Source organism: Kibdelosporangium persicum (genome assembly GCF_013280595.1).
Taxonomy (GTDB): Bacteria; Actinomycetota; Actinomycetes; order Mycobacteriales; family Pseudonocardiaceae; genus Kibdelosporangium; species Kibdelosporangium persicum.
Genome location: NZ_JAAATY010000010.1, coordinates 109,542 through 131,407 on the forward strand (window position 1 = coordinate 109,542; position 21,866 = coordinate 131,407).

A 21,866-nucleotide genomic window follows, 5' to 3' on the forward strand; every position below is an offset into this window, starting at 1 on the left:
GCCAGACGATGAAGTCCTCCCGCATCAGAATCCTGACCACCGCGCTCGTTGTGCCGTTCGCCCTGTCCGCCTGCGGGTCCAGCCCGGAAGACCAGGTCGGCACCGACGGCAAGGTCGTCATCACCGTCGCCATCGACGCGGGCCTGGAGAAGGCCGCGGTCGACGCCTTCACCAAGCGGGCCGAGCAGTTCGAGCAGGCCAATCCCACTGTGGACGTCCGCACCCAGGAGTACACCTGGACCGCGGCCACGTTCACGGCGCAACTGGCCGGCGGGACCGTGCCGGACGTGTTCACGGTGCCGTTCACCGACGGCCGGGGACTGATCGAACGCAAGCAGATCGCGGACGTCAGCGAGCAGGTGGCCAAACTGCCGTACGCGGGAGCGCTCAACCCCAACGTGGCCAAGGCCGGACAGGCCGCCGACGGCAAGCAGTGGGCAGTGCCCATCGCGGCCTATGGACAGGCGCTGCACTACAACCGGACGTTGTTCCGGCAGGCCGGTCTGGACCCGGACAAGCCGCCGACGACATGGGCGGAGGTGCGCACCGCGGCCAAGCAGATCACCGAACGCACCGGCCAGGCGGGTTACGCGACAATGACGCAGGGCAACACCGGCGGCTGGATCCTGACCACTTTGGACTACGCGTTCGGCGGCCGTACCGAGAAGGTCGACGGTGACAAGGCCGAGGCCACCATCGACACCCCGGAGATGGCCGAGGTGCTCAACACCCTGCGCGCGATGCGCTGGCAGGACAACAGCATGGGCGCGAACTTCCTCTACGACTGGGCGGGCATCAACCAGGACTTCGCGGCCGGCCGGATCGGGATGTACGTCTCCGGCGGCGGCAACTACGGCAACCTCGTCACGCAGAACGGCCTCAAGCCCGAGGACTACGGCGTGGCCGCGCTGCCGCTGGCGGACAAGCCACAGGCCGGTGTGCTCGGCGGCGGCACACTCGCGGTCGTGAGCCCGAAGATCGGCGACCGCAGCAAGGACGCCGCGGTGAAGTGGATCGACTTCTACTACATGGGCAAGCTGACCGACGAGCAGGCCGCGGTCGCCGATGCCAAGACCCTCGCGGAGACCAAGCAGCCGGTCGGTGTTCCCACGCTGCCGGTCGTGGACCGCGCCACGTACGACAAGGCCCAGCAGTGGACGAAGCCGTACGTCAACATCCCGCTGGCCCAGATGAAGCCGTACACCGACAAGATGTTCGACCAGCCGTTGCTCACCGAACCGACCCGGTCGACCCAGGACGTCTACAAGATCCTCGACACGACCGTGCAGACCGTGCTGACCGACCAGTCCGCCGACGTCGCGGCGTTGCTGGCCAAGGCCGACGCCGACGTGCAGAACCAGATCGGCCGGAGCTGACGTGGCCGTGCAGTCGCCCGTGCGCGCGGCGCCCGCCACGGCGCCGCGCGAGCCCGGATCCGCCTCGCGCCGCCGCAGCCCGGTCTCCTGGGTCCGGCGGGGCGGGTTGAGCACCTTGCTGTTCCTGCTGCCGTTGCTGATCGTCTTCGGCGTGTTCTCGTGGGCCCCGATCGTGCAGTCGGTGGTGATGAGCTTCCAGCGCACGAACCTCGTCGGGCCGGCGGAGTTCGTCGGGCTGGACAACTTCGTCCAGGTGCTGACCGACCCTCTGTTGTGGACCGCGCTGGAGAACACCCTGTGGTTCGCCTTCCTGGCGTTGCTGTTCGGCTACCCGATCCCGCTGGTCGTCGCGGTCCTGATCAGCGAGGTCCGTGCTCGCCGGGGACTGTTCAGCGCTCTGGCGTATCTGCCCGTGGTCGTGCCGCCGGTGGTGGCGGTGCTGCTGTGGAAGTTCTTCTACGACGCCAGCCCGAGCGGCGTGTTCAACACCGTGCTGGGCTGGGTGGGGCTCGGCCCGTGGCAGTGGCTGCAGGACCAGGGCAGCGCCATGCCCGCCCTGGTGCTGGAGGCGACCTGGGCCGCGGCCGGGGGCACGGTGATCATCTACCTCGCCGCGCTGGCCGGTGTTCCCGCGGACCTGTACGAGGCGGCGGAGATCGACGGGGCGGGCATCTGGCGCAAGGTGTGGCACGTGACGTTGCCGCGGCTGCGCACCGTGCTGCTCGTGACGTTCATCCTGCAGATCATCGGCACGGCACAGGTGTTCCTGGAACCGTTCCTGTTCACCGGCGGCGGCCCGGCGAACTCCACCACCACCCTGCTGCTGTTGATCTACGACTACGCGTTCGCCAACAGCCTGGGCGGCGACTACGGCGCGGCGACCGCGTTGAGCATCATGCTCGCCGCGGCACTGGCCGTGTTCTCCGTGGTGTACTTCCGGCTGACGAAGTCCTGGAGCGGTTCATGAGCCGTGGCATTGTCTCGCCGTCGGAATGGGCGACCGCGCGCATCCGGGTCGTGTTGCGAACGTTACAGGTGTTGTTGCTCGGCGGTCTGCTGCTGACCGGTCTGGGACCCGTGCTGTGGCTGGCCAAGGCGGCCATCACCCCGACGCAGGACACACTGCGCACGCCGTTGTCAGTGTTCCCGAACGGTTTCGACTTCGCGAATCTGGTCACGGCCTGGACACGCGTGGAGATCGACAAGCATTTCCTCAACACCGTGGTGCTCGCGGCCGGATCTTGGGCGGTGCAGATCATCGTCGCGACGACCGCCGGGTACGCGCTGGCGGTGTTGCGGCCTCGGTACGGCGGGCTCGTCACCGGAGTAGTGCTGGGCACCCTGTTCGTACCGTCCATCGTGCTGCTTGTGCCGCTCTACCTGACGGTGGTCGACGCCGGGATGATCAACACGTTCTGGGCCGTGTGGCTGCCGTCCGGTGCGAGCGCGTTCAACGTCGTTCTGGTGCAACGGTTCTTCGCCGGGCTGCCGCGTGAGATGGTCGAGGCGGCCAGGGTGGACGGTGCCGGGCCGGTGCGGATCTTCTGGTCGGTGGTGCTGCCGCTCTCGCGGCCGATCATCGGCGTGGTGTCGGTGTTCGCCGTGGTGGCCAGCTGGAAGGACTTCCTCTGGCCGCTGCTGGTCCTGCCGGACCCGGCGGTGCAGCCGTTGTCGGTACGGCTGCCCGCGCTGCAACGCTACGTGGAGCTGGACGTGTTCCTCGCCGCGCTGGCCATCTCGACCGTCATCCCGGTCGCGCTCTTTTTGATCTTCCAACGGCTTTTCCTGCGCGGCGGCGCGCTGGAAGGCGCGATCAAAGGCTGACCACCCCTCCAGGAGGCAACAACGATGTTGCGCAAGTTATCAGTGGCCGCCCTCGCGGCCCTGCTCGCCGGTGGCCTGGCGGTCGCCCCAAGTGAAGCGGCTCCGGTCACGCTCGAAGCGGAGTCCGCGGCACTGTCGGGCGGTGCGCGGGTCGAGTCCGAGCACACCGGATTCACCGGCAGCGGGTACGTGGGCGGTTTCGTGGACGCCAACCGCGGCAACGCGACCACACGGTTCACCACCAGCGCCACAACCGCCGGTGCCAATGACCTGACTCTGCGGTACGCCAACGGCACAGGGTCCACGCGCACCCTCACGTTGACCGTCAACGGCAGTGCACGGCAGATTTCCCTGCCCGCCACGGCCGGCTGGACCACGTGGGGCACCGTGCGGCAGACCGTCACCCTGAACGCAGGCTCCAACACCATCTCGTTCTCGTACGGCAGCAACGACAACGGCAACGTCAACCTCGACAGCCTCATCGTCGATCAGGTGCCTGCCTCCGCGCCCGGCACGGTGGAAGCCGAAAGCGCCGCGCTGGCCGGTGGGGCGCGCGTCGAATCCGAGCACTCCGGGTACACCGGTTCCGGCTATGTCGGCGGGTTCGTCGATGCCAACCGGGGCAGCGCTGCCGCGAGCTTCACCGTCACCGGCACGCCTGGCGACGCGGAACTCGCCGTTCGCTTCGCCAACGGCACCGGCTCCACTAGGACCATGTCTTTGTCCGTCAACGGATCGGTGCAGCAGCTGTCGCTGCCCGCGACCGCTTCGTGGACCACATGGGACACCGCGGTCGCCGCGATCACCACGAAGGACGGGCCGAACACGATCGTCATCTCGTACGGCGGCAACGACAACGGCAACGTCAATCTCGACAGCATCAAGGTCACCCCGACAACGACCGTGCCACCCGTCGAGCCTGGGACCTACGAACTGGAGAGAGGTTTCCTCGCCGGTGGGGCAAGCGTCACCACCTCACCTTCCGGGGCGACCGGGACCGGCTCGGTGACCGGACTCGGTGCTGGCGCGCGAGTCATCCGTTCGGTCAACCAGACGGCGGCCGGAGCCGCCACGATGACGCTGCGATTCCGCAACGACTCCGGCACGGCACGCACCCTTTCCCTGTACGCCAACAGTCTGAAGCTGCGGCAGTTGTCACTTCCCTCGGGTACACAGTGGCAGACCACGGCCCAGTCGGTGGACTTGCGCAGTGGTCTCAACATCATCGGCTTCCACGTCGACGGCGGTGACAGCGGCGGCGTGCAGCTGGACAACCTGGTGCTGTCCGGGACCGCCGGACTGGCCGCGCGTGGCGCGACCGTGCCGTACACGACCTACGAAGCGGAATCCGGCACCACCAACGGCACGAAACTCGCCCCGGGCCGCAAATACACGACCGATGTCGCCGAGGCGTCCGGCCGCAGCGCGGTCAAGCTCACCGGCACCACTCAGTACGTCCAGGTGACCCTGACCAAACCCGCCAACGCGATCACCGTCCGAGCCAGCATCCCGGACAACGCCGCCGGAACCGGCGTGACCGCACCGCTGGCCGTGCTCGCGAACGGCGCCAAGGTCGCGGACCTCTCGTTGTCGTCCAAGTACTCCTGGATGTACGGCCCGTATCCGTTCAACGGCGCTCCTGGCGGCGAACGTCCACATCGGTTCTTCGACGACGCACGGATTCTCCTGCCGCAGGCCTATCCGGCGGGCACGGTTCTCCGGCTCGCCAAGCAGACCACCGCGACGGACTACATCACGGTCGACCTCATCGACGCCGAGGTTGCCGACCCGGCACGCCAGTCCCCTGCCGGATACGTCGCCATCACCGCGCACGGCGCCCGTGCGAACGATGGCGTCGACGACACCGACGCCTTGCGTGCGGCGATCTCCGCGGCGCAGGGTACGACTGTGAAAGGCGTGTGGATTCCGGCTGGCACGTTCACCATCGGCTCGCTGGTGACGTTCAACGGTGTCGACATCCGTGGTGCGGGCATGTGGCATACGGTCTTGCAGGGCGTCAACCGTCGTGGCGGCTTCGCTCCGAACGGCGGCGGCACCCGGCTGACGGACTTCACGTTCGACGGCGACGTGACCACGCGGGACCCTGACACCGCGCCGAACTCCGACGCGTTCCTCGACGGGCAGTTCGGCACTGGTTCGGTGATCTTCAACGTGGCCACCAACCATGCCAAGGTCGGCATGTGGGTCAAGGGCGGCGACGGCCTGTACGCGGCAGGTCTGCGCGTACGCAACACCATGGCCGACGGCGTGAACGTCAACGGCAACTCCACCAACGTACGCATCGAGCAGAGCACGTTCCGCAACACCGGCGACGACGCGATGGCGATGTGGTCCTGGGACGACCCCAACGGCGGCACGGTCAGCCGGAGTGTGTTCGCGTTCAACACGATCAGCCTGCCGATCCTGGCCAACGGCGGCGCGATCTACGGCGGCGACGACAACCGGATCGAAGACAGCGTCATCGCCGACACCGTGTTCAACGGCGGCGGCGTCATGGTGTCCACCTGGCACGCCTCCCGTCCCTTCGGTGGCACGACAGTGTTGCAGCGCAACACGTTCACGCGCACCGGCACGCACAACTGGGACTGGCACAACCACACCGGTGCCGTGTGGCTGTTCGCCGAACGCGCCGACATCACTGGCGCGATCGCGTTGCGTGACCTGCAGATCGACGACAGCTCGTACCACGGTCTGCTGTTCAGTTGGCAGAAGGTGATCAGCAACGTGACGCTCACCAATGTGAGGATCAACGGCACGGGCGGCGCCACCGACGTGTTCGACGACGGCGCGGGAACGGTGTCCAACGCCAACTCGCACGGCATGCACTTCCAGGTCTCCGGCACCGGCCGCTTCGACGGTGTGACGGTCGCCGGTGTGAAGGGCACGGGCAGCATGCCGATGGTCAACGAGAACGGGTTCACCATCCAACGCGGAGCAGGCAACTCCGGTTGGTGACGAGCTTCCAAGAGGGGATCGATGGGACAGTCGTGGTGGCGTGACGCGGTGATCTACCAGCTCTACCCGCGTAGTTTCGCGGATTCTGACGGCGATGGCGTCGGTGACCTCAACGGTGTCCGTGCTCGCCTGCCGTATCTGCGAGACCTTGGCGTCGACGCTGTGTGGTTGTCGCCGTTCTATGCCTCGCCGCAGGCAGACGGTGGGTACGACGTGGCCGACTACCGTGCCGTCGATCCCGCTCTCGGCAGCCTCGCGGACGCCGAGGCGCTGATCGAGGACGCGCATGCCCTGGGGCTGCGGGTGCTGGTGGACATCGTGCCCAATCACTCGTCCGACCAGCACCCGTGGTTCCAGGACGCACTCGCCGGCGGTCCGTGCCGCGAGCGCTACCACTTCCGGCGCGGCCGTGACGGCGGGCCGCCCAACGACTGGCAGTCGCTGTTCGGCGGTCCCGCGTGGACCCAGACGCCGGACGGCGACTGGTACCTCCACCTGTTCGCTCCCGAGCAGCCCGATTTCAACTGGGACCATCCGGCGGTGGCCGCGGAGTTCCGGTCGATCCTGCGGTTCTGGCTGGACCGCGGTGTCGACGGTGTCCGGGTCGATGTCGCGCATGGCCTGGTCAAAGCCGACGGGCTGCCGGATCACGGTGACAAGGCGCAGCTCCTGGACCTCACCAGCGCGCCGTTCTGGGACCAGGACGGCGTGCACGAGATCTACCGCGATTGGCGGCTGCTGCTCGACGAATACGAAGCGGTCGGTGTCGCGGAGGCGTGGGGACCGACTCTGGCGCGGACCGCGCAGTACGTCCGGCCGGACGAACTGCACCAGGCCTTCAACTTCCATCACCTGACCAGCCCGTGGAACCCGGCGGTACAACGGGAGATCATCGATTCCTCGCTGGCCGCCATGCGAGCGGTCGGCGCACCGACGACCTGGGTACTGTCCAATCACGACGTCGTCCGGCACACCACACGCCTGCACGCGAACGCCGACGACCGTGACGCCCTGCGCAGAGGTCGTGCAGCCACGCTGCTGATGCTCGCCCTGCCCGGCTCGGCTTACCTCTACCAAGGTGAGGAGTTGGGCCTGCCCGAGGTGCGTGACCTGCCGGATCACGTCCGCCGTGATCCGGCATTCCACCGCACGGCAGGGAAAGACGGCTTCCGCGACGGCTGCCGTGTGCCGATCCCGTGGCACGGCACAGAACCGCCCTACGGTTTCTCCCCACCCGGCGCCGAAACCTGGCTCCCGCAACCGAACTCGTGGGGCACGTTCACCGCGGCCGCACAGACCGGCGTACCCGGCTCCACTCTTGAGATGTACCGGCAGGCGCTGGCCATCCGGCGTGCACACCCTGCCCTGGGCGGCGCGGACAACCTCCGCTGGGTGTCAGCGCCGGGCGAACCCGTGCTGCATTTCGAACGACAAGCCGAGGACGCCGTGTTCCATTGCCTGACGAACATGGGCGACCGGCCCGTACCACTGGACATCGAAGGTGACGTCCTGCTGAGCAGCATGCCCGTGCACCAGCAAGTCGACCCCGACACCACAATTTGGTGGTCCCGGCACGACCCCCGGCCGACCCGGCGAAGTTGATGCGGCGTTCGGCGGGAGTAGATCATTTCGCGCCGCGATTCCCATCCCCCGAAGCCATTTTGATCTTTTGGCCGACAACACCACCGCGTCGATCATATTCCTGTCGCATGGGTTGTCCTGACTCAAAGTGGATCGCTTCTGTTCCACCGTCCGCCAAGCAGCCGCTTGACAGCCGTCTTTTGAGCTGCTTCAGTGCTTGATGCGAATGAATCATAATGGATCATTTTGCATCAAGGGGCTGTCATGGAGCCGACCGAGAGAGTCGTGACCGGGCGCATGCGCTTGGCCGCGGAACTGCGCCGGCTCCGCGATCTCTCCGGGATGTCCGGGCGTGAACTGGCGAAGCTGATCCCGGTCAGCCAGTCCAAGATCTCCCGGATCGAATCGGGACAGGCCCTGCCCACCCTGCCCGAGGTGACCGAATGGGCGCGGGCGCTGCACGCCCCGGAGGAGACCATGGCGCGGCTGGTCTTCTTGACCACCAACGCCTTCACCGAGATACAGCCCTGGCGTGAACTGTTGTCCGGCGCCGGGCACCTGCAGGACGAGGTCGAGCAGCAGGAGTCCGGCGCACGGACGATCCGGACTCTGCAGGTGGCCGTGGTGCCAGGCTTGTTGCAGACAGCCGACTACGCACGCCGCCTGCTCGGCATGGCCGAACCGCCCTACGTGAAGGAGGATCTGAGCGCGGCTGTTGCCGCGCGACTGCATCGGCAACGACTGGTGTTCGACGAGGACAGGCAGTTCGAGTTCCTCATCACCGACGCCGCGCTGCGGTGGCAGCCGGGACCGGTGAACGTGTTGCTCGCCCAATGGGATCGCATCGCGTCCATCGCGACACTCGGCAACGTGTCGATCGGCCTGGTCCCCCGCGGAACACGGGCATCGACGACCGTGTCCCACGGGTTCGCGATCTACGACCCGGCGGACGAGGAACATCTCCCGTTCGTGACGGTCGAGATGATCCACGCCGCTGTGACGGTGAACGACCCGAGCGACGTCGCGCTCTACGAGAAACGCTGGGCACTGGTGTGCGAAATGGCGATCTTCGATGACGAAGCACAGCGGTATCTGGCAAAGCTGGCGCACGAGGTGCGTTCGACGGTCACATGACCGCCGAGCGGGAAACGGCTGTATCCCGCCCGGCGGAGGACGTCACATCAGGCCGAATTCACCGGCCAGCACGCCGTAGAGGAAAGCGGTCCACTCCGCGTGGGAGAACCACAGCCTCGGACCTGCCGGGTTCTTGCTGTCCCGGACGATGACACCGGAGCCGGTCATGGCGACCTCGACACACTCCTTGTGTTCGCTGAACGAGCTCTTCGTGAACGCATGGGGTTCCATTTCGATCTCTTTCTGATCCATCGGGAGCCCTGATGGCTCCGCGGTGCGATCAGGTTCGGCGGGCCCACTGGGACAGCCGATGGGACAGGACCGGGACAGCACTGGTTTTGGACTGGGATTTGACTCCGGACGGCACCAGCGCCGTCGCGACAGCGAAGGATGAAAGATGGTCGAACCGGTCTTCCGGCTGTGGGGCGGGCTTTCAGCCGAACTGAACGGAGTGTCGATCGACCTCCGCCGGGCGCGCGAGCAGCGCATGCTTGTCGCGCTGCTCGCCGCCAAACGGGGCTGGACAGCCAGAGAGTCCCTGTGTGAATGGATCTGGGACGAGCCACCGGAAAGCGCGGCGAACGAACTGCACCACCTCGCTCGCGCGCTGCGCCGCGAGTTGGCCAAGCTCGGTTTCGACAACGTGGTGCAGAACAGGAACGGGTTGTGGCGGCTGGACATCCCGCCCACATCGGTGGATGTCCACCTGGTCGACCACCTGATCTCGGCGCCGAAGAACGACGACGCACATGCCTCGGCCCTGCTGGCCGAAGCGCTGCGACTCTGTGCGGGCGAGCCTCTGGCGGGCTTCGCGAGCGGGCGGATCGAAGGCTTCAGAACGGCGATGAAGGAGGCCCGTCGCCACGCGATGGTGCGCTTTTACCAGGTGGAGCTACGGCTCGGGCGCTGCCGGGAGCGCGTTGGCGAGTTGCTCGCGCTGTTCCCGGAACACGCTGGGGACATGAAGCTCACCGCGCTGTTGATCGCCGCGCTGTGGCTCGATGGCCGACGGCCCGAGGCGTCCGCCACTTTTCAGCAGTACCAGGAGAATCTCCGTGAGCACGGCTTGTCGTTGCCCAGGGAGATGAACGACCTGTACACCCGCATGCTCAACGATGGCCTGACCGCGACCGGCGGCGGCTTCCCCCTTGGCGACCTGATTGGAGGATCCACTGTGGACAACAAGGCCCAGCTGACCGTCGCGGTGCGACCGGACAGCGGAAAACCGGAGGAGATCAGGGACGCGGTCGCCAGTGTGTTCACGCACAAGGATGTCGACTGCCCGGTCCGGATCGAGGACGACTGCGTGATCTGCGTTGTGCCGGCGGATGTGGAACGGAAACGGGTCATCGGCGTGTGGATGGCCAGGCTCGCGGAGACCGTCGACCACCAGGCTTCGGTCGGCATCTCCCTGACAGGGGCGGGAAACGCACGAGAACTCGCCCACTCGCCGAGTGCACTTGCGGCGCTGGCCGGAGCCGCACGGGGTCGTCTGGTGATCACGTTGGCGAACGACGTGCGCCACCTCGACGGTTTGGCGGGTGGACGAAGAGTCGATCTGGACAAGTTCGACCGCGTCGGTGAGAACGACGAATGGATCCGTGTCCTGCAGGACGATCGGACACGTCACAAGCACACTGCCAATCACCACCGGGCATCTGGGCGTGCGGTCGCTTCGGCGGGGCACACGGTGACGTTCAACAACTCGCCGGTCGGGAGCCAGGTCACCGCGGCCGTGATCAACAATAGTCAGTGGCGAACGGCATGAGCGACGAAGAAGCCGCCGAGGCCGGCGCGCCGGACCAGCAGGCATCCGAACCCGCCGAGAAGGCAGCCGACACCGGGAAGAAGTCGACCGAGCACGTCAACGAGAGCGAGGATCCGTTCGGCCCGGATCGGCGAGGGTTCTCGGAGTTCTACGACCGGGACTACTTCCGGACCGACGGACCGATGCGGTTCGTCCGCACGCCCATCCGCCACCTGCACATCGGAGACGTGCACTACGCCTTCGGCCGGTCCGGGACGGTCAAATCAGCGGCTGTCCGCGAGGACTACCTGGACTACATCTGCTCGCGTTACGTCGCAGTCGACAGGTACGACGAGATGGCAGCGATGCTGCGCGACCATCGGCTCCTCGTCCTCCACGGCTATCCGGGGTCGGGCAGGCAGACGACCGCGATCGTCCTGCTCGACGCCCTGGCCGACGGCAGGGTCGCCCGGTTCGACGACGGGCAGGACGCCAAGTCCCTCACCAACGACGACTTCACCGAAGGATGGGGATACGTCCTCGAACTCGACGCGAACTCAGCGGCGTCGCTGACCGAGCCCGTGCTCAACAAGGTCAGGGACCTGGTCCGGGCGAGTGGCAGCTGGTGCGTCGTGATCGCCGAGCTCGACGGCCACCGGCGTGACCTGGCCGACTACGCGATCCCGCACCGTCCGCCGGACAAGGACAAACTCCTCGCGGCGCACATCGACAAGGAGATCGACCTGGACGACGAAGACGGCCTGGAGGCACGGCTGATCGAACTGGCCGGCACGCCGCGGATGCGCAGGGCTCTCGGCCCCGCCCCGCAGCCCGCCGAGATCGCCGACATGGCCAAGCTGCTCGTTGCGCACGGTCACGGGCAGCTCACGCTGGAGGAAGTCGAGGCGATGGCGACCGAGGCCGTCGGCAGGCAGGTCGCGGAGTGGTTCACCGTCCTGGCCAGCACCGACGCGGACCACCTGGAAGGCCCGCTGCGGCTGGGTGCGTTCCGGATCGCGCTGGCGGTCTTCAACGAGTCTCCGTACACCATGGTCGTCGAACAGGGCAGTGACCTGGTCCGTCACCTCAAGTCGTTGACATCGGACGACGATGAGGACGCGAAGAAGCTTTCGCTGTTCGGCGACGACCACGCCAGGACGCTGCCGGTGTGCCGGGCGGAACTGTTCGAAGGGCCACTGCCGTTCGGTTCCCATGCGATCCCGGCCAGCCAGACACGGTACTGCGACGACCGCTACCGTGCGGTGGTCCTGAGTTACGTGTGGCAGAACCACAACAACCTGCGTGACGCCATCGCCAAGTGGCTGCTGGACCTGAGTGAGGACGCCAGACCGGAGATCTGGGTCCGGGCGGCGAAAGCCATCGGGCTCTTCTGTTCGTTGGATCTGCACAACGCCTACACAAAGCTGATCCTGCCGCTGCTGCGCACTCCGTCGAGAGCGGCCCGCAAGGCGCACGTGGCCGCGCTGGCGCTGGACCAAGCGGCGAGGGACGAGCGAATCGCCGACGCTTTACGGGACCGCATCAGCTACTGGCGTCGCAACGGCACGCCACGGCAGAAACTGACCGCCGCCGCTGTGCTGGGCTACCACCTCGGCGCGGCCACGATCGACCGGACGCTGGAAGAGCTCCGCGTCCTGGGAACCCAGTCCGAACAGTCGGACGTTTTCACCGACGACCACGACCAGTCGCTCATGCACATGGCGTCCTACAGCCTGGCCAATCTACTGGCGTTCGGGCAGTCCCGGCCGGTCCTGCGGCAGCTCGCCGAATGGTCGGCCAGTGACCGGCAGAGTCTTCGAGCGCTGGCGTGGTGGGCGTTGCGGCACCTGATCCGGTGGCGAGGTTACGACGCCGGTCCCGTGCTGACTTCCACGAACGGGCTGAAACACGTGCCGCGCAGCAGGGAGAGGTGGCCGCTCCTGCTTGTTCTGCAGGACGAGGAACCAGACCTGCGTGAGCAGATCGCCGGCCTGCTGCGGTGGGCACTGCGCGGGCGCAGAAGCGACTACGTCGCGAGAACCCTGTTCGGCCAGTGGGTCCGCGCCGCGGAGGCGAGCCCGGCCTGCATGACGGCGTTCGTCGATTTCGTGCCGACGCTCGTGCACAACGCGACAGACGCGGACAGGTTGCGCTATCTGCTCACCCGGTTGCGCCGTGACTGGGCCGATCCGCTCGACGCCGGAACCGCCGGCCAGATCGAGGCGGCCCTACGGAAGGAGGCATCGTGACACCGAGTTCACCACCCCGGGAGATCACCGGTCCGATCGTCGACGAGCACAGGATCAAGTGGTTCGAGTTCCTCTTCTGGCGGCCGCCGATCGACGCCAACATCGCCCAGGTCTGCATGAAACAGTCCGGCGCGTATGTGGAGTACGGGCCAGAGAGGCAGCGGACGACGGGCGAACTGCTCTTCAGCGGCATCAGGACCGTGTACAACGTGGACCTCGGCGTGCATGTCGTCAGGATCGAAGCCTCGCCGCCGAGCCGGGGTGACAAGATGTCCTTCCGCGCGACCATGGACCTCGTGTGGCAGGTGACCGATCCGTCCACAGTGGTCAAATCGGGTATCCGTGACGTACGCCGGACGCTCACCCCCTCGTTGCTGCACGAACTGCGGTCGGTCACCCGTGATCACCTGATCGAGGACACCGAACAGGCGGAGATCGCGGCCAACGAGGTCCTCAACAAACAGGATCTCGGCGGCAGGTTCGGCCTGTCGGTGACGGTGTACGTCCGGCTGGCCATGGACGAGCTCAGCATCGAGCAGGCGATGACCACGCGCAAGGTGGACTTCTTCCGGCAGATCATCGTGAACGGTGACTTCAACCAGTTCGCCCTGCACCTTGCCACGAAGCCGGAGGAGGTCAGGACGGTCGTGGAAATGCTGATCAAGGAGAAGGACGACAGCAGGCGGGCCGTGTTCGACTTCGCCACCGAGTTGCTGAAGTCCGACGCGATCGACCGATGGCTGATCGAGGACCAGGTCCGGGTCATCCTGCAGTGGGCACGCAACTCCACCAACAAGGTCCTGACCGGAGAGGACGAGACCCGCCGGCTGACGTTCGAGGCGAAGCCGGACGAACCATGATCGCGAACACGCTGCTTGCCTTCGTGGTGTCGTGCGTGGTGATCCGGTGGTGTGCGCCGCAGGTCCTGCGCGCACTGGCCAAGACGATCCAGACGGCGGTGGTGCTCTGTGCGGCGGTGTTGATCTGGCCGGAGTACCGCATCAGCACCTCACGTCGGCGCGAACATCGTGTCCCATCCCGGCTCGCCTACGACTACAGCGCGGCTGTCGGATGGATCGCGATGCTCGCGTATCGGTTCGTCGGCTACGTACTCAACGGTGTCGCCAACGGTCTGCGCGGCATATCCGTAGGCATGGTGGCGGTGCTCGGTGTGGCCGTGACGGTGGGTTTTCTGCTCGTCTGACAAGGTCAGCACTGTGTGTCACGGGGCGAGTTTCGCCAGTAGTTCCAGCAGGATGCCGTGTTCTCCCGGGGTCAACCCGGCCGCGCGGCCCACGGACAGGGTCGCCAGCAGGGCACGCGCCAGTTCGGCCACGGCGGGCTCGTCGTTGCCGGACTGTTCGGGCTGGCGGAGGACGGCGTTGAACACGGCGTCGCGCATCCGGTCGGCCAAGCCCTCGGCCCAGGGGTTTTTCTGGGTGGAGAGCAGGCGGAGGGTGGTGCCGACACTGGCGGTGTGGATCATCGCGGCGGCCTGTTCCGGGGGCATACGGAGCCGCCCTGCCTCGGCCAGCCGGTCGAGGATGCCGACGAGGAGGCGGTGGCCTTCCTGGGCCGAGGGTCGTTCCTCGGCGTTCGGCGTGCCGTACATCAGGCGGTAGAAGGCCGGGTGCTGCAGGCCGAACCCGATGTGGTCCGCCCAGCCCCGGCGCAGATCCGCGAGCGGGTCCGCGGAGGGCCTGCGGGTGCGCTTGGTGGCGAGATAGCGCCTGAAGCCCTCCGCCGCCACGGCTTCGAGCAGTTCCTTCTTGTCGCCGAAGTGGTGGTAGACGGTCGGCGCGGTGACTCCGGCCGCCTGGCACACGTCCCTGATCGAGACCTGCTCGGCGCCGACCTGCTCCAGCAGTGCGGCGGTGGCGGCGAGGATCTCCTGCCGGGTGTCGCTCATATAGCAAGAGTATAAGACTCCCTTGTTTTCGCTTTAAGGGTGTTATATACCTAACGACGGTATAGAGCGGCCTGTAACGAAGCTAGCCAACTGGCAGGAGACTTCGGTGACACCTCAGAGATCGGCGTACACTCGCCGCACCGTCCTCAAATCCACCGCCGCGGCCACGGCGGTCACCCACCTCACGTCCGCCCCGGCCATCGCCGACGACGGCGGGACCTCGGAGATCACCCTGTCGGTGAACGGGCAGCGGCACCGTGTCGCCGTCGAGCCGAGGGTGACGCTGCTCGACGCGCTGCGCGAACGGCTCGGCCTGACCGGCACCAAGAAGGGCTGCGACCGGGGCGAGTGCGGCGCGTGCACGGTCCTGGTCGACGGCGAACGCATCAAGTCCTGCCTGACCTTGGCCGTGATGCGGCAGGGCGCCGAGATCACCACGGTCGAAGGGCTCGCCCGGGGTGAGGAACTGCACCCGGTGCAGGAGGCGTTCATCCGGCGCGACGCGTTCCAGTGCGGCGCCTGCACCCCCGGCCAGATCATGTCCGCCGTGGCCTGCATCAACGAGGGCCACACGGGTTCCGAGGCGGAGATCCGCGAGTGGATGAGCGGCAACCTCTGCCGCTGTGCGGCGTACCAGAACATCGTGGCCGCCGTCGCCGACGCCGCGAAGGAGACACCACGATGAGGAACTTCGGCTACACGGTCGCGAGAACTCCGGAGGACGCGGTGCGGATCGCCGCGGGCACAAGGAACTCGACGTTCGTGTCGGGCGGCACGGACCTGCTGAACCTGATGCGGGACGGCGCGCAGGCCCACGATCACCTGGTGGACATCAACCGGCTCGACCTCGCCGGGATCGCTGTCGACCGTCAGGCGCTGCGCATCGGCGCGCTGGCCAGGATGCGCCACGTGGCCGAGCATCCCCTTGTACGCCGGGAGTCCCCGGTGCTGTCGGAGGCGCTGCTCGCCTCGGCGTCCCCGCAGGTGCGCAATATGGCCGCGATCGGCGGGAACCTGTTGCAGCGCACCAGGTGCGGGTACTTCCGGGACGCGGGCTCGGCGTGCAACAAGCGTGTCCCCGGGAGCGGGTGCCCGGCGATCACCGGGTACAACAGGGGGCACGCGATCCTCGGTGGCAGCGACCACTGCATCGCCACGCACCCGTCGGACCTGGCGGTGGCGCTGACCGCGTTGGACGCGACGGTGCACCTGCTCGGTCCGGACGGCGCCCGGGCCGTGCCCATCGCCGACTTCTACCTGCTGCCCGGGAGCACTCCGGAACGCGAAGTCGCGCTGCGCCCCGGGGAGCTGATCACCCGGGTGGACGTTCCGCGCACCTCCCTCGCCGCGCAGTCGCGCTACCTGAAGCTGCGTGACCGGGCCACCTTCGAGTTCGCCGTCGTGTCGGTGGCGGCGGCGCTGCAGATGACCGGCCGCACCGTGCGGGACGCGCGGCTGGCGTTCGGCGGCATCGGCACCCGCCCCTGGCGGGACACCAGGGCCGAGGCGGTGTTACGCGGCCGGCCGCTGACCGAGACGACGATCGCCGAAGCGGGCCGCGTCCTGGTCCGGGACGCCAAACCGCACAACGACAACAGATTCAAGGTCGAGCTCGTACAGCGTGCGCTGGCACGCGTCCTCAGCGAACTGGGAGGCGTCCGATGACCGGGTTGGTCGGCCGAGGTGTGGCGCGGGTGGACGGCCGGGCGAAGGTCACCGGCGCGGCCCGCTACGCCGCGGACAACGAAGTCACCGGTGTGCTGCACGGCCACCTGGTGCTCAGCACGGTGGCCCGTGGGGAGATCACCGAAATCGACACGAGCGCGGCGCTGGCGCAGCCCGGCGTCGTCGCGGTCTACACCCATCGGGACATGCCGCGGCTGACACTGCCGTCCTTCCCGTTCCTCAAGGGTTTCCTGCCGTTGCAGGATGCCCGGATCCACCACAATGGACAACCAGTCGCCTACGTGGTGGCCGAAACCCTGGAACAGGCGCAGGAGGCGGCGAACCACGTGCGCGTGCGCTACCGCGCCGAGCGGCCGACCGCGCACCTCGCCGACGCGCTCGGCGAGGCGTTCCTGCCGCGCCCGTTCCGGGACAGGCCCAACGAGTTCACCCGCGGTGACGCCGCCGCGGCGCTCAAGGCCGCCGAGGTGCGGATCGAGCAGGACTACACCAGCCCGACGATGCACCACAACCCGATCGAGCCGCACACCAGCACCGCCGTCTGGAACGGTAATTCGCTGACGCTGTACGAAAGCGCGCAGGGGATCATCTTCACCCGCGGCGTCGTGGCGAAGGCGTTCGAGGGGTTCGGCGTGCGGCTGGAGGACGTCCGGATCATCTCGCCCTACCTGGGCGGCGGTTTCGGCGCCAAGGGCCCGACCTGGCCGCACACGCTGATCAACGCGGCGGCCGCACGGGCGATCGGCAGGCCGGTCAAGGTCGTGCTGACCCGGGCACAGATGTTCACCATGAACGGCCACCGCGCCGAGTACCGCCGAAGCCTGCGGATCGGCGCCACCCGGCAGGGTGTGCTGACGGCCATCGTCGACACCAGCACCGGACAGCTGACCCGTACTGAGGAAAGCATCTTCAACACCAGCGATTCCACGCTCAACCTCTACGCCTGTCCGAACGTGCACGTGCGGCAAATGGGCATACGGCTGGATCTGCCGTCGTCGAGCTACATGCGATCACCGGAGACGACCGCCCACTTCGGACTCGAGACCGCGATGGACGAACTGGCCCATGAGCTGGGCATCGACCCGGTGGAACTCCGGATACGCAACCTCCCGGCCACCGGCAACACCGGCAATCACCTCCAGGAGTGCTACCGGATGGCGGCGAAGGCGTTCGGCTGGGCCCGGCGCGATCCCCGGCCGCGGTCCATGCGGGACGGGAACGAGTACGTCGGCTGGGGCGTGGCCACCGAGACGCACACGTACTCCGTGTTCCCGTCCAGCGCGGGACTCACCGTCGGCGTCGACGGCCGGGCGACCCTGCGGGCCGCGACCCAGGAGATCGGGACCGGCACCTACACGGTGATCACCCAGGTCGTCGCCGACGGGCTCGGCATGCCGATCGAGCACGTCACGACGCTGCTGGGCGACACGACGTATCCCCCGGCGTCCCTGTCCGCGGCGTCGGCCACGATGGCCAGCGTGATCGGCCCGGCGTCCCACGCGGCACAAAGCGCACGTGACGCCGTGATCGCGCTCGCCGTCGCCGACCCGCGCTCCCCGCTGCACGGCGTGCCCGCGCAGGACGTCGTGGCCGAGCGCGGGTACCTGTTCCCCCGCGGTGACCGCGGCCGCAGGGACACGTACCACGGCGTCATGTCCCGCCACGGCCGTCCCGTCGAGGTCACCGGCAGCAAGCAGAACACGGGTGGACGCTCGCACGGTGCGGTGTTCGTGGAGGTCCGGTTCGACCCGCGCCTCGCCGCGTTGCGAGTGAGCCGGGTGGTCGCCGCCTACGACCCGGGCCGGGTGCTCAACCACCGGACCGCCCACGGGCAGGTGATCGGCGGCGTGACGTGGGGCATCGGCTTCGCGCTGATGGAGCACACGGTGGTGGACCGCAACACGGCGCGGGTGGTCAACCCGAACCTGTCCACCTACCTGGTGCCGGTCTGCGCGGACACCCCTTCGGTGGAGTCGTTCTTCGTGGACCGCCCGGCGGAGGACAGCACCGCACTCGGCGCCCGCGGCTTCGGCGAGACGCCGGGAACCGGGGTACCCGCCGCGATCAGCAACGCGATCTTCCACGCCACCGGCCGCCGCCTGCGCGACGTCCCGTTCACCCAGGACAAGCTGCTGTGACCGCGTCGACGTCGCCTTTTGTGGTCAGAAGGCGATTCCCACGCCGGCGATCCGGCTCCACGTACGCTCTTGGGCCGCCGTCATGGCCGGCCACGTGACATCGCCCGGCCGGGACCGAACGCGTGTGAAATACGAGGAGGGACGGTACGCAGGATCGTAGAAACACCCGCCGCCATACGTGTTGTCGAACGTTCCGCATAAGTTCGCGATCGAGTGCGGGGTCGGCTTCCGGCCGGTGCGTACCCATGTGTCGAGGGCGGCGATGGATGTGGCGTACTCGGACACACTCAGCTCGTCGTGCTCGGATTCCCTGGTGAATGTCTGCACGAGACGGCCGTCCTGCCGTCCACTGTGGATAGTGGCGTGGTAGGCGGCCTCGTGTTCCACGAAGACCGACGGGTCGTCGATGGCGTGCAGAGTAAGGATCGGAAGGGAGACTTGGCCGGTAAGGTCGCTGTCGTAGGAGAGGTCACGGCGTGCGGTGGGGTCGGCCGAGAAGCGTGCCGCGCCCGCGTTGAGGGCCCTGTCGTCGTGTGAGCCCGTGTAGCGCACACCCTCGTTGCTGAACGGGTTACGGCCACCAAGCCGGTTCCACACGATGTCCTGGAACAGGAAGGTCGCGTACTGCAAGTGCGTCGGCAGCGAACGTTCCGGAATCCTTGTGACGGCGGCGATGTCGTCCAGACTGCGTTGCTGTGACGGAGTTCGCGCGGCCGGTTCGGAGGCGATGCCGGTGCACTCCTGGAGACGGTCGAGCACGTCGTCTGGTGTCAGCGTGGAGTCCCGGGGCAGCCCTTGCCACAACGGGTACTGGGGCTCCGTCGGGCGAGGGAGGTTGCGGCAGTAGTACTGGTAGACCACACGCAGATCCACGCGGTGGTTGTAGCCGCGGGAGCCACCGGCCAGCAGACCGCTGGTCAGCAGGACTCCGTCGTAGGCGCCGCCCTTTCTGCCGTAGGTCTCGGCGACCTTGGCGGCGACGTTGCCACCGAAGGACTGGCCATGCAGGTAGGTACGGTCGGGCCGGCCGAAACGGTCGACGAACAGGCGGCGCACGTTCTCCGTGTCCGCGGCGGCCATCCTGACCCCATAACCGCCGCGGCGGTACGAGGAGCCGGCCCAGGCGTATCCCTCGTGGACCATCACCGACCACTCGGCCAAGTCCTCTGTGGTGGTTGAGGGATCGTAGGACGCGGCGGGCCCGCCGTGGGCGTGGACGACGAGCGATCGGTTCCAGCGCTTCGGTATCGCGATCGTGTAGTAGGCGCCGCTGGTGTCCTGGCCGGTGTAACAGGTGGCCTTGCCTGCCAAGCCGGCCGGACACGCGGTCACCTGTGGTCGCGTTGTGCTCGCGTGCCCGGGCGTGCCCACCAAAGCGGTGGCGAGTAACGCACCGAGCACCACCTGACGGCGCCAACGGAGAGTCGACTGACCGGATTTCGTCAAGGAACTACCTTCCGGGAGGCTGATCATGAGCACTCTCTTGAGGTCCACGACGCGTCGCGGACGGGTCCGTACGAGGACACCGTCAGCTCACCGTCGACGAGCCCGCGCGCCCCGGTATGCGGAGGCGGGCGAGGGGGACGTGGTGCTGTCCCGCGTGGATGTCGCGGTCCCGCAACGATCCCTGGCTGACCGGGCGGGGGAAGGAGATCTTCACGACGTTGAGCGCCGGGATGCGGAACAGCTGGACCGTGCTCCGCTCGACCCGGTACAGCTCCGCGATCACGCGCTCGTTGAGGAACGACTCGTCCGCGGCGATCCGGTACCCCTCGGCGTCGCGCATGAAGAGCTCCATGGTGACCCAGAACGGGCCGGCGTTCTTGGAACGGACCTCGTGGGCGAGGTCCGCGAGGGTGGTCTCAGGCACGGTTCTTCTCCCCCGTCTCGGTGCGGAACAGGCTCGTGGGGCTGGCGCAGTCCACGACGTGGTTGAGTACGAACTCGTACGCCGCGCCACGTTCGACCTCGGCGGGCGAGGTCGCGAACGCGAAGCTCGGCAGGTAGTCCATCCCCGGCGTCGGCAGGTGCAGCATCAGCGGGTTGGCGACCTTGGCGACTGCCGTGGCGGTCGCCTGGTCGGGCGCGTTGACGAGCAGCATGACGCCCACCTCACGCGGCGGCCCGCTCTCCGGCTCCAGGTCGCCCAGCACCGCGTTGTGGCCGTAGAGGCGCAGATCGAAGGCGTACTCGTCGTCCGCCAGCCCCACTGTCTCGGCCACCCGCTGCTTGATCATCGTGCGCATCAGGTCCGCCCACGCGTCGATGTCCGCGAGGACGACCGGGTCCCGGACCGCCGAGAACGACATGGTCTCGTAGCCGGTGATCCGGGCGCCTTCCAGTTTGATCGTGTACTGGTCCGCGACGTGGAACTTCGACCCCTCGACGCGGACGATCCGGTCGTCGACCGCGGTGTAGCGCGCGTCGCGGACGTCGAGCGTGCCGTCGGGCTCTCGCATCTCGAACGGGTTCGCGGTCTCGTAGAGCATGTGGGCGGCCACCGACATCGGCGTGCACGACACCGTGGGGTCGAGCGGCTCGATGGTGAAACCGTCGGCGTCGATGGTGGCGAGGACCCCGCCCGCGCGCGGGTTGCTCGTGCACTGACCGCCGCACTCGACGATCTTGGCGGCGTGCCACGTGGGCCCGGCGGGCATCCCCACCATGAGCGGGTACGCGGCGGCCACCGCGGTGTCGGTGGCCCGGCCGGCGAACACGACCTGGGCACCGGCGCGGAGCGCCTCGACGATCGGTTCGTGCCCCATCACCCCGACGATGTGGGTGCAGCTCTCGAGTGTCCCGGCCCGTAACTCCCCCAGCGGTGGCAGCGGGTGGATCCGGCCCGCGTCGAGGTGTTCCTTCAGGTCGGCCGCGTCCTGCTCGCTGTAGATCCTCGCGACCTTCAGGTCCAGGCCTTCCTCGGCCATCACCTCGGCGGCGATCCCGGCGACCCAGTCGACGCCGCTGTCGGTGCCGCTCGTGCCGCAGGAGCCCACGATCACGGGTATGCCCGCGCCGGACGCGGCCGTCAGCAGGCTGCGCAGGTCGCGGGCCACCGCCTTGGCCGTCGTCTTGGGCGTCGCCGTCCCGAGGTAGTAAGGACCCGAGTCCGTGGACCCGCCGTCGATGCTGATGACGTCGGCACCCAGTGCGATACCGCGCTCGACCGTCGCGTGGTCCCACCCGGCGCCGAGCATGCCGCTCGGCGACAGGATCCGGACCGACTTGACCCGTTGGCTGTGCATG

The 21,866-nt window shown here is 67.7% G+C and carries 18 protein-coding genes; 13 read left to right on the top strand and 5 right to left on the bottom strand.

The genetic code is table 11. From position 1 onward, the window contains the following. Window positions 1–8: 8 nt before the first annotated feature. From GC106_RS19735 to GC106_RS19760, 6 genes are all read left to right on the top strand, one after another. Window positions 9–1,376 (top strand): ABC transporter substrate-binding protein, encoded by a 1,368-nt coding sequence (locus GC106_RS19735; RefSeq protein WP_173132640.1) that lies wholly within the window; start codon window positions 9–11, stop codon window positions 1,374–1,376. Window position 1,377: 1 nt separating this feature from the next. Next, window positions 1,378–2,343, top strand: coding sequence for a carbohydrate ABC transporter permease (locus GC106_RS19740; RefSeq protein WP_312872747.1), 966 nt, complete (start codon window positions 1,378–1,380; stop codon window positions 2,341–2,343). Further along, complete coding sequence (locus tag GC106_RS19745; protein ID WP_173132642.1) at window positions 2,340–3,200, top strand: carbohydrate ABC transporter permease; 861 nt, start codon at window positions 2,340–2,342, stop codon at window positions 3,198–3,200. The genes GC106_RS19740 and GC106_RS19745 overlap by 4 nt, the downstream gene beginning before the upstream one ends. Window positions 3,201–3,224: 24 nt before the next feature. Continuing rightward, entirely contained in the window at window positions 3,225–6,176 is a 2,952-nt protein-coding gene (locus GC106_RS19750) for a CBM35 domain-containing protein (RefSeq protein ID WP_173132645.1), read from the top strand. A 21-nt stretch (window positions 6,177–6,197) separates the two neighbouring features. Then, a complete protein-coding gene (locus tag GC106_RS19755; RefSeq protein ID WP_173132647.1) occupies window positions 6,198–7,778 on the top strand; it encodes a glycoside hydrolase family 13 protein in 1,581 nt (526 codons plus the stop codon). 243 nt (window positions 7,779–8,021) lie between these two features. Further along, window positions 8,022–8,891 carry a helix-turn-helix domain-containing protein gene (locus tag GC106_RS19760; protein WP_173132650.1) on the top strand — a complete coding sequence of 290 codons (870 nt, stop codon included), beginning with the start codon at window positions 8,022–8,024 and terminating at the stop codon, window positions 8,889–8,891. A gap of 42 nt (window positions 8,892–8,933) precedes the next feature. On the opposite strand, the gene GC106_RS19765 is transcribed toward GC106_RS19760, so the two are convergent. After that, window positions 8,934–9,122: a DUF397 domain-containing protein gene (locus GC106_RS19765; protein ID WP_173132652.1), complete on the bottom strand. Its 189-nt coding sequence runs from the start codon at window positions 9,120–9,122 to the stop codon at window positions 8,934–8,936. 166 nt (window positions 9,123–9,288) lie between these two features. Here GC106_RS19765 and GC106_RS19770 point away from each other — a divergent pair, with 166 nt between their 5' ends. The 4 genes from GC106_RS19770 to GC106_RS19785 are packed head-to-tail and all read left to right on the top strand — an operon-like array spanning window position 9,289 to window position 14,091. Then, entirely contained in the window at window positions 9,289–10,659 is a 1,371-nt protein-coding gene (locus GC106_RS19770) for an AfsR/SARP family transcriptional regulator (RefSeq protein ID WP_173132653.1), read from the top strand. Next, window positions 10,656–12,887 carry a hypothetical protein gene (locus GC106_RS19775; protein ID WP_173132655.1) on the top strand — a complete coding sequence of 744 codons (2,232 nt, stop codon included), beginning with the start codon at window positions 10,656–10,658 and terminating at the stop codon, window positions 12,885–12,887. Before GC106_RS19770 ends, GC106_RS19775 begins: the two co-directional genes overlap by 4 nt. Further along, the gene (locus GC106_RS19780) at window positions 12,884–13,747 is read left to right on the top strand and encodes a hypothetical protein (protein WP_173132657.1); all 864 of its coding nucleotides are present in this window, start codon (window positions 12,884–12,886) and stop codon (window positions 13,745–13,747) included. Before GC106_RS19775 ends, GC106_RS19780 begins: the two co-directional genes overlap by 4 nt. Next, window positions 13,744–14,091 carry a hypothetical protein gene (locus GC106_RS19785; RefSeq protein WP_173132659.1) on the top strand — a complete coding sequence of 116 codons (348 nt, stop codon included), beginning with the start codon at window positions 13,744–13,746 and terminating at the stop codon, window positions 14,089–14,091. Before GC106_RS19780 ends, GC106_RS19785 begins: the two co-directional genes overlap by 4 nt. 18 nt (window positions 14,092–14,109) lie before the next feature. Here the strand turns inward: GC106_RS19785 and GC106_RS19790 are convergent, their stop codons facing one another. After that, window positions 14,110–14,796 carry a TetR/AcrR family transcriptional regulator gene (locus GC106_RS19790; RefSeq protein ID WP_173132661.1) on the bottom strand — a complete coding sequence of 229 codons (687 nt, stop codon included), beginning with the start codon at window positions 14,794–14,796 and terminating at the stop codon, window positions 14,110–14,112. A gap of 106 nt (window positions 14,797–14,902) precedes the next feature. Between GC106_RS19790 and GC106_RS19795 the strand changes: the two genes are divergently transcribed. The 3 genes from GC106_RS19795 to GC106_RS19805 are packed head-to-tail and all read left to right on the top strand — an operon-like array spanning window position 14,903 to window position 18,620. Then, window positions 14,903–15,481 (top strand): (2Fe-2S)-binding protein, encoded by a 579-nt coding sequence (locus GC106_RS19795; RefSeq protein ID WP_173132664.1) that lies wholly within the window; start codon window positions 14,903–14,905, stop codon window positions 15,479–15,481. Next, complete coding sequence (locus tag GC106_RS19800; RefSeq protein WP_173132667.1) at window positions 15,478–16,461, top strand: FAD binding domain-containing protein; 984 nt, start codon at window positions 15,478–15,480, stop codon at window positions 16,459–16,461. Before GC106_RS19795 ends, GC106_RS19800 begins: the two co-directional genes overlap by 4 nt. After that, entirely contained in the window at window positions 16,458–18,620 is a 2,163-nt protein-coding gene (locus tag GC106_RS19805; RefSeq protein ID WP_173132670.1) for a xanthine dehydrogenase family protein molybdopterin-binding subunit, read from the top strand. Before GC106_RS19800 ends, GC106_RS19805 begins: the two co-directional genes overlap by 4 nt. Window positions 18,621–18,644: 24 nt before the next feature. On the opposite strand, the gene GC106_RS19810 is transcribed toward GC106_RS19805, so the two are convergent. From GC106_RS19810 to GC106_RS19820, 3 genes are all read right to left on the bottom strand, one after another. After that, window positions 18,645–20,066 carry a DUF6351 family protein gene (locus tag GC106_RS19810; RefSeq protein ID WP_217280713.1) on the bottom strand — a complete coding sequence of 474 codons (1,422 nt, stop codon included), beginning with the start codon at window positions 20,064–20,066 and terminating at the stop codon, window positions 18,645–18,647. 82 nt (window positions 20,067–20,148) lie between these two features. Continuing rightward, entirely contained in the window at window positions 20,149–20,490 is a 342-nt protein-coding gene (locus GC106_RS19815; protein WP_173132673.1) for a DUF4387 domain-containing protein, read from the bottom strand. After that, window positions 20,483–21,865, bottom strand: a complete 1,383-nt coding sequence (locus GC106_RS19820) for an acyclic terpene utilization AtuA family protein (RefSeq protein ID WP_173132676.1) — start codon at window positions 21,863–21,865, stop codon at window positions 20,483–20,485. The genes GC106_RS19815 and GC106_RS19820 overlap by 8 nt, the downstream gene beginning before the upstream one ends. Window position 21,866: the final 1 nt, after the last annotated feature.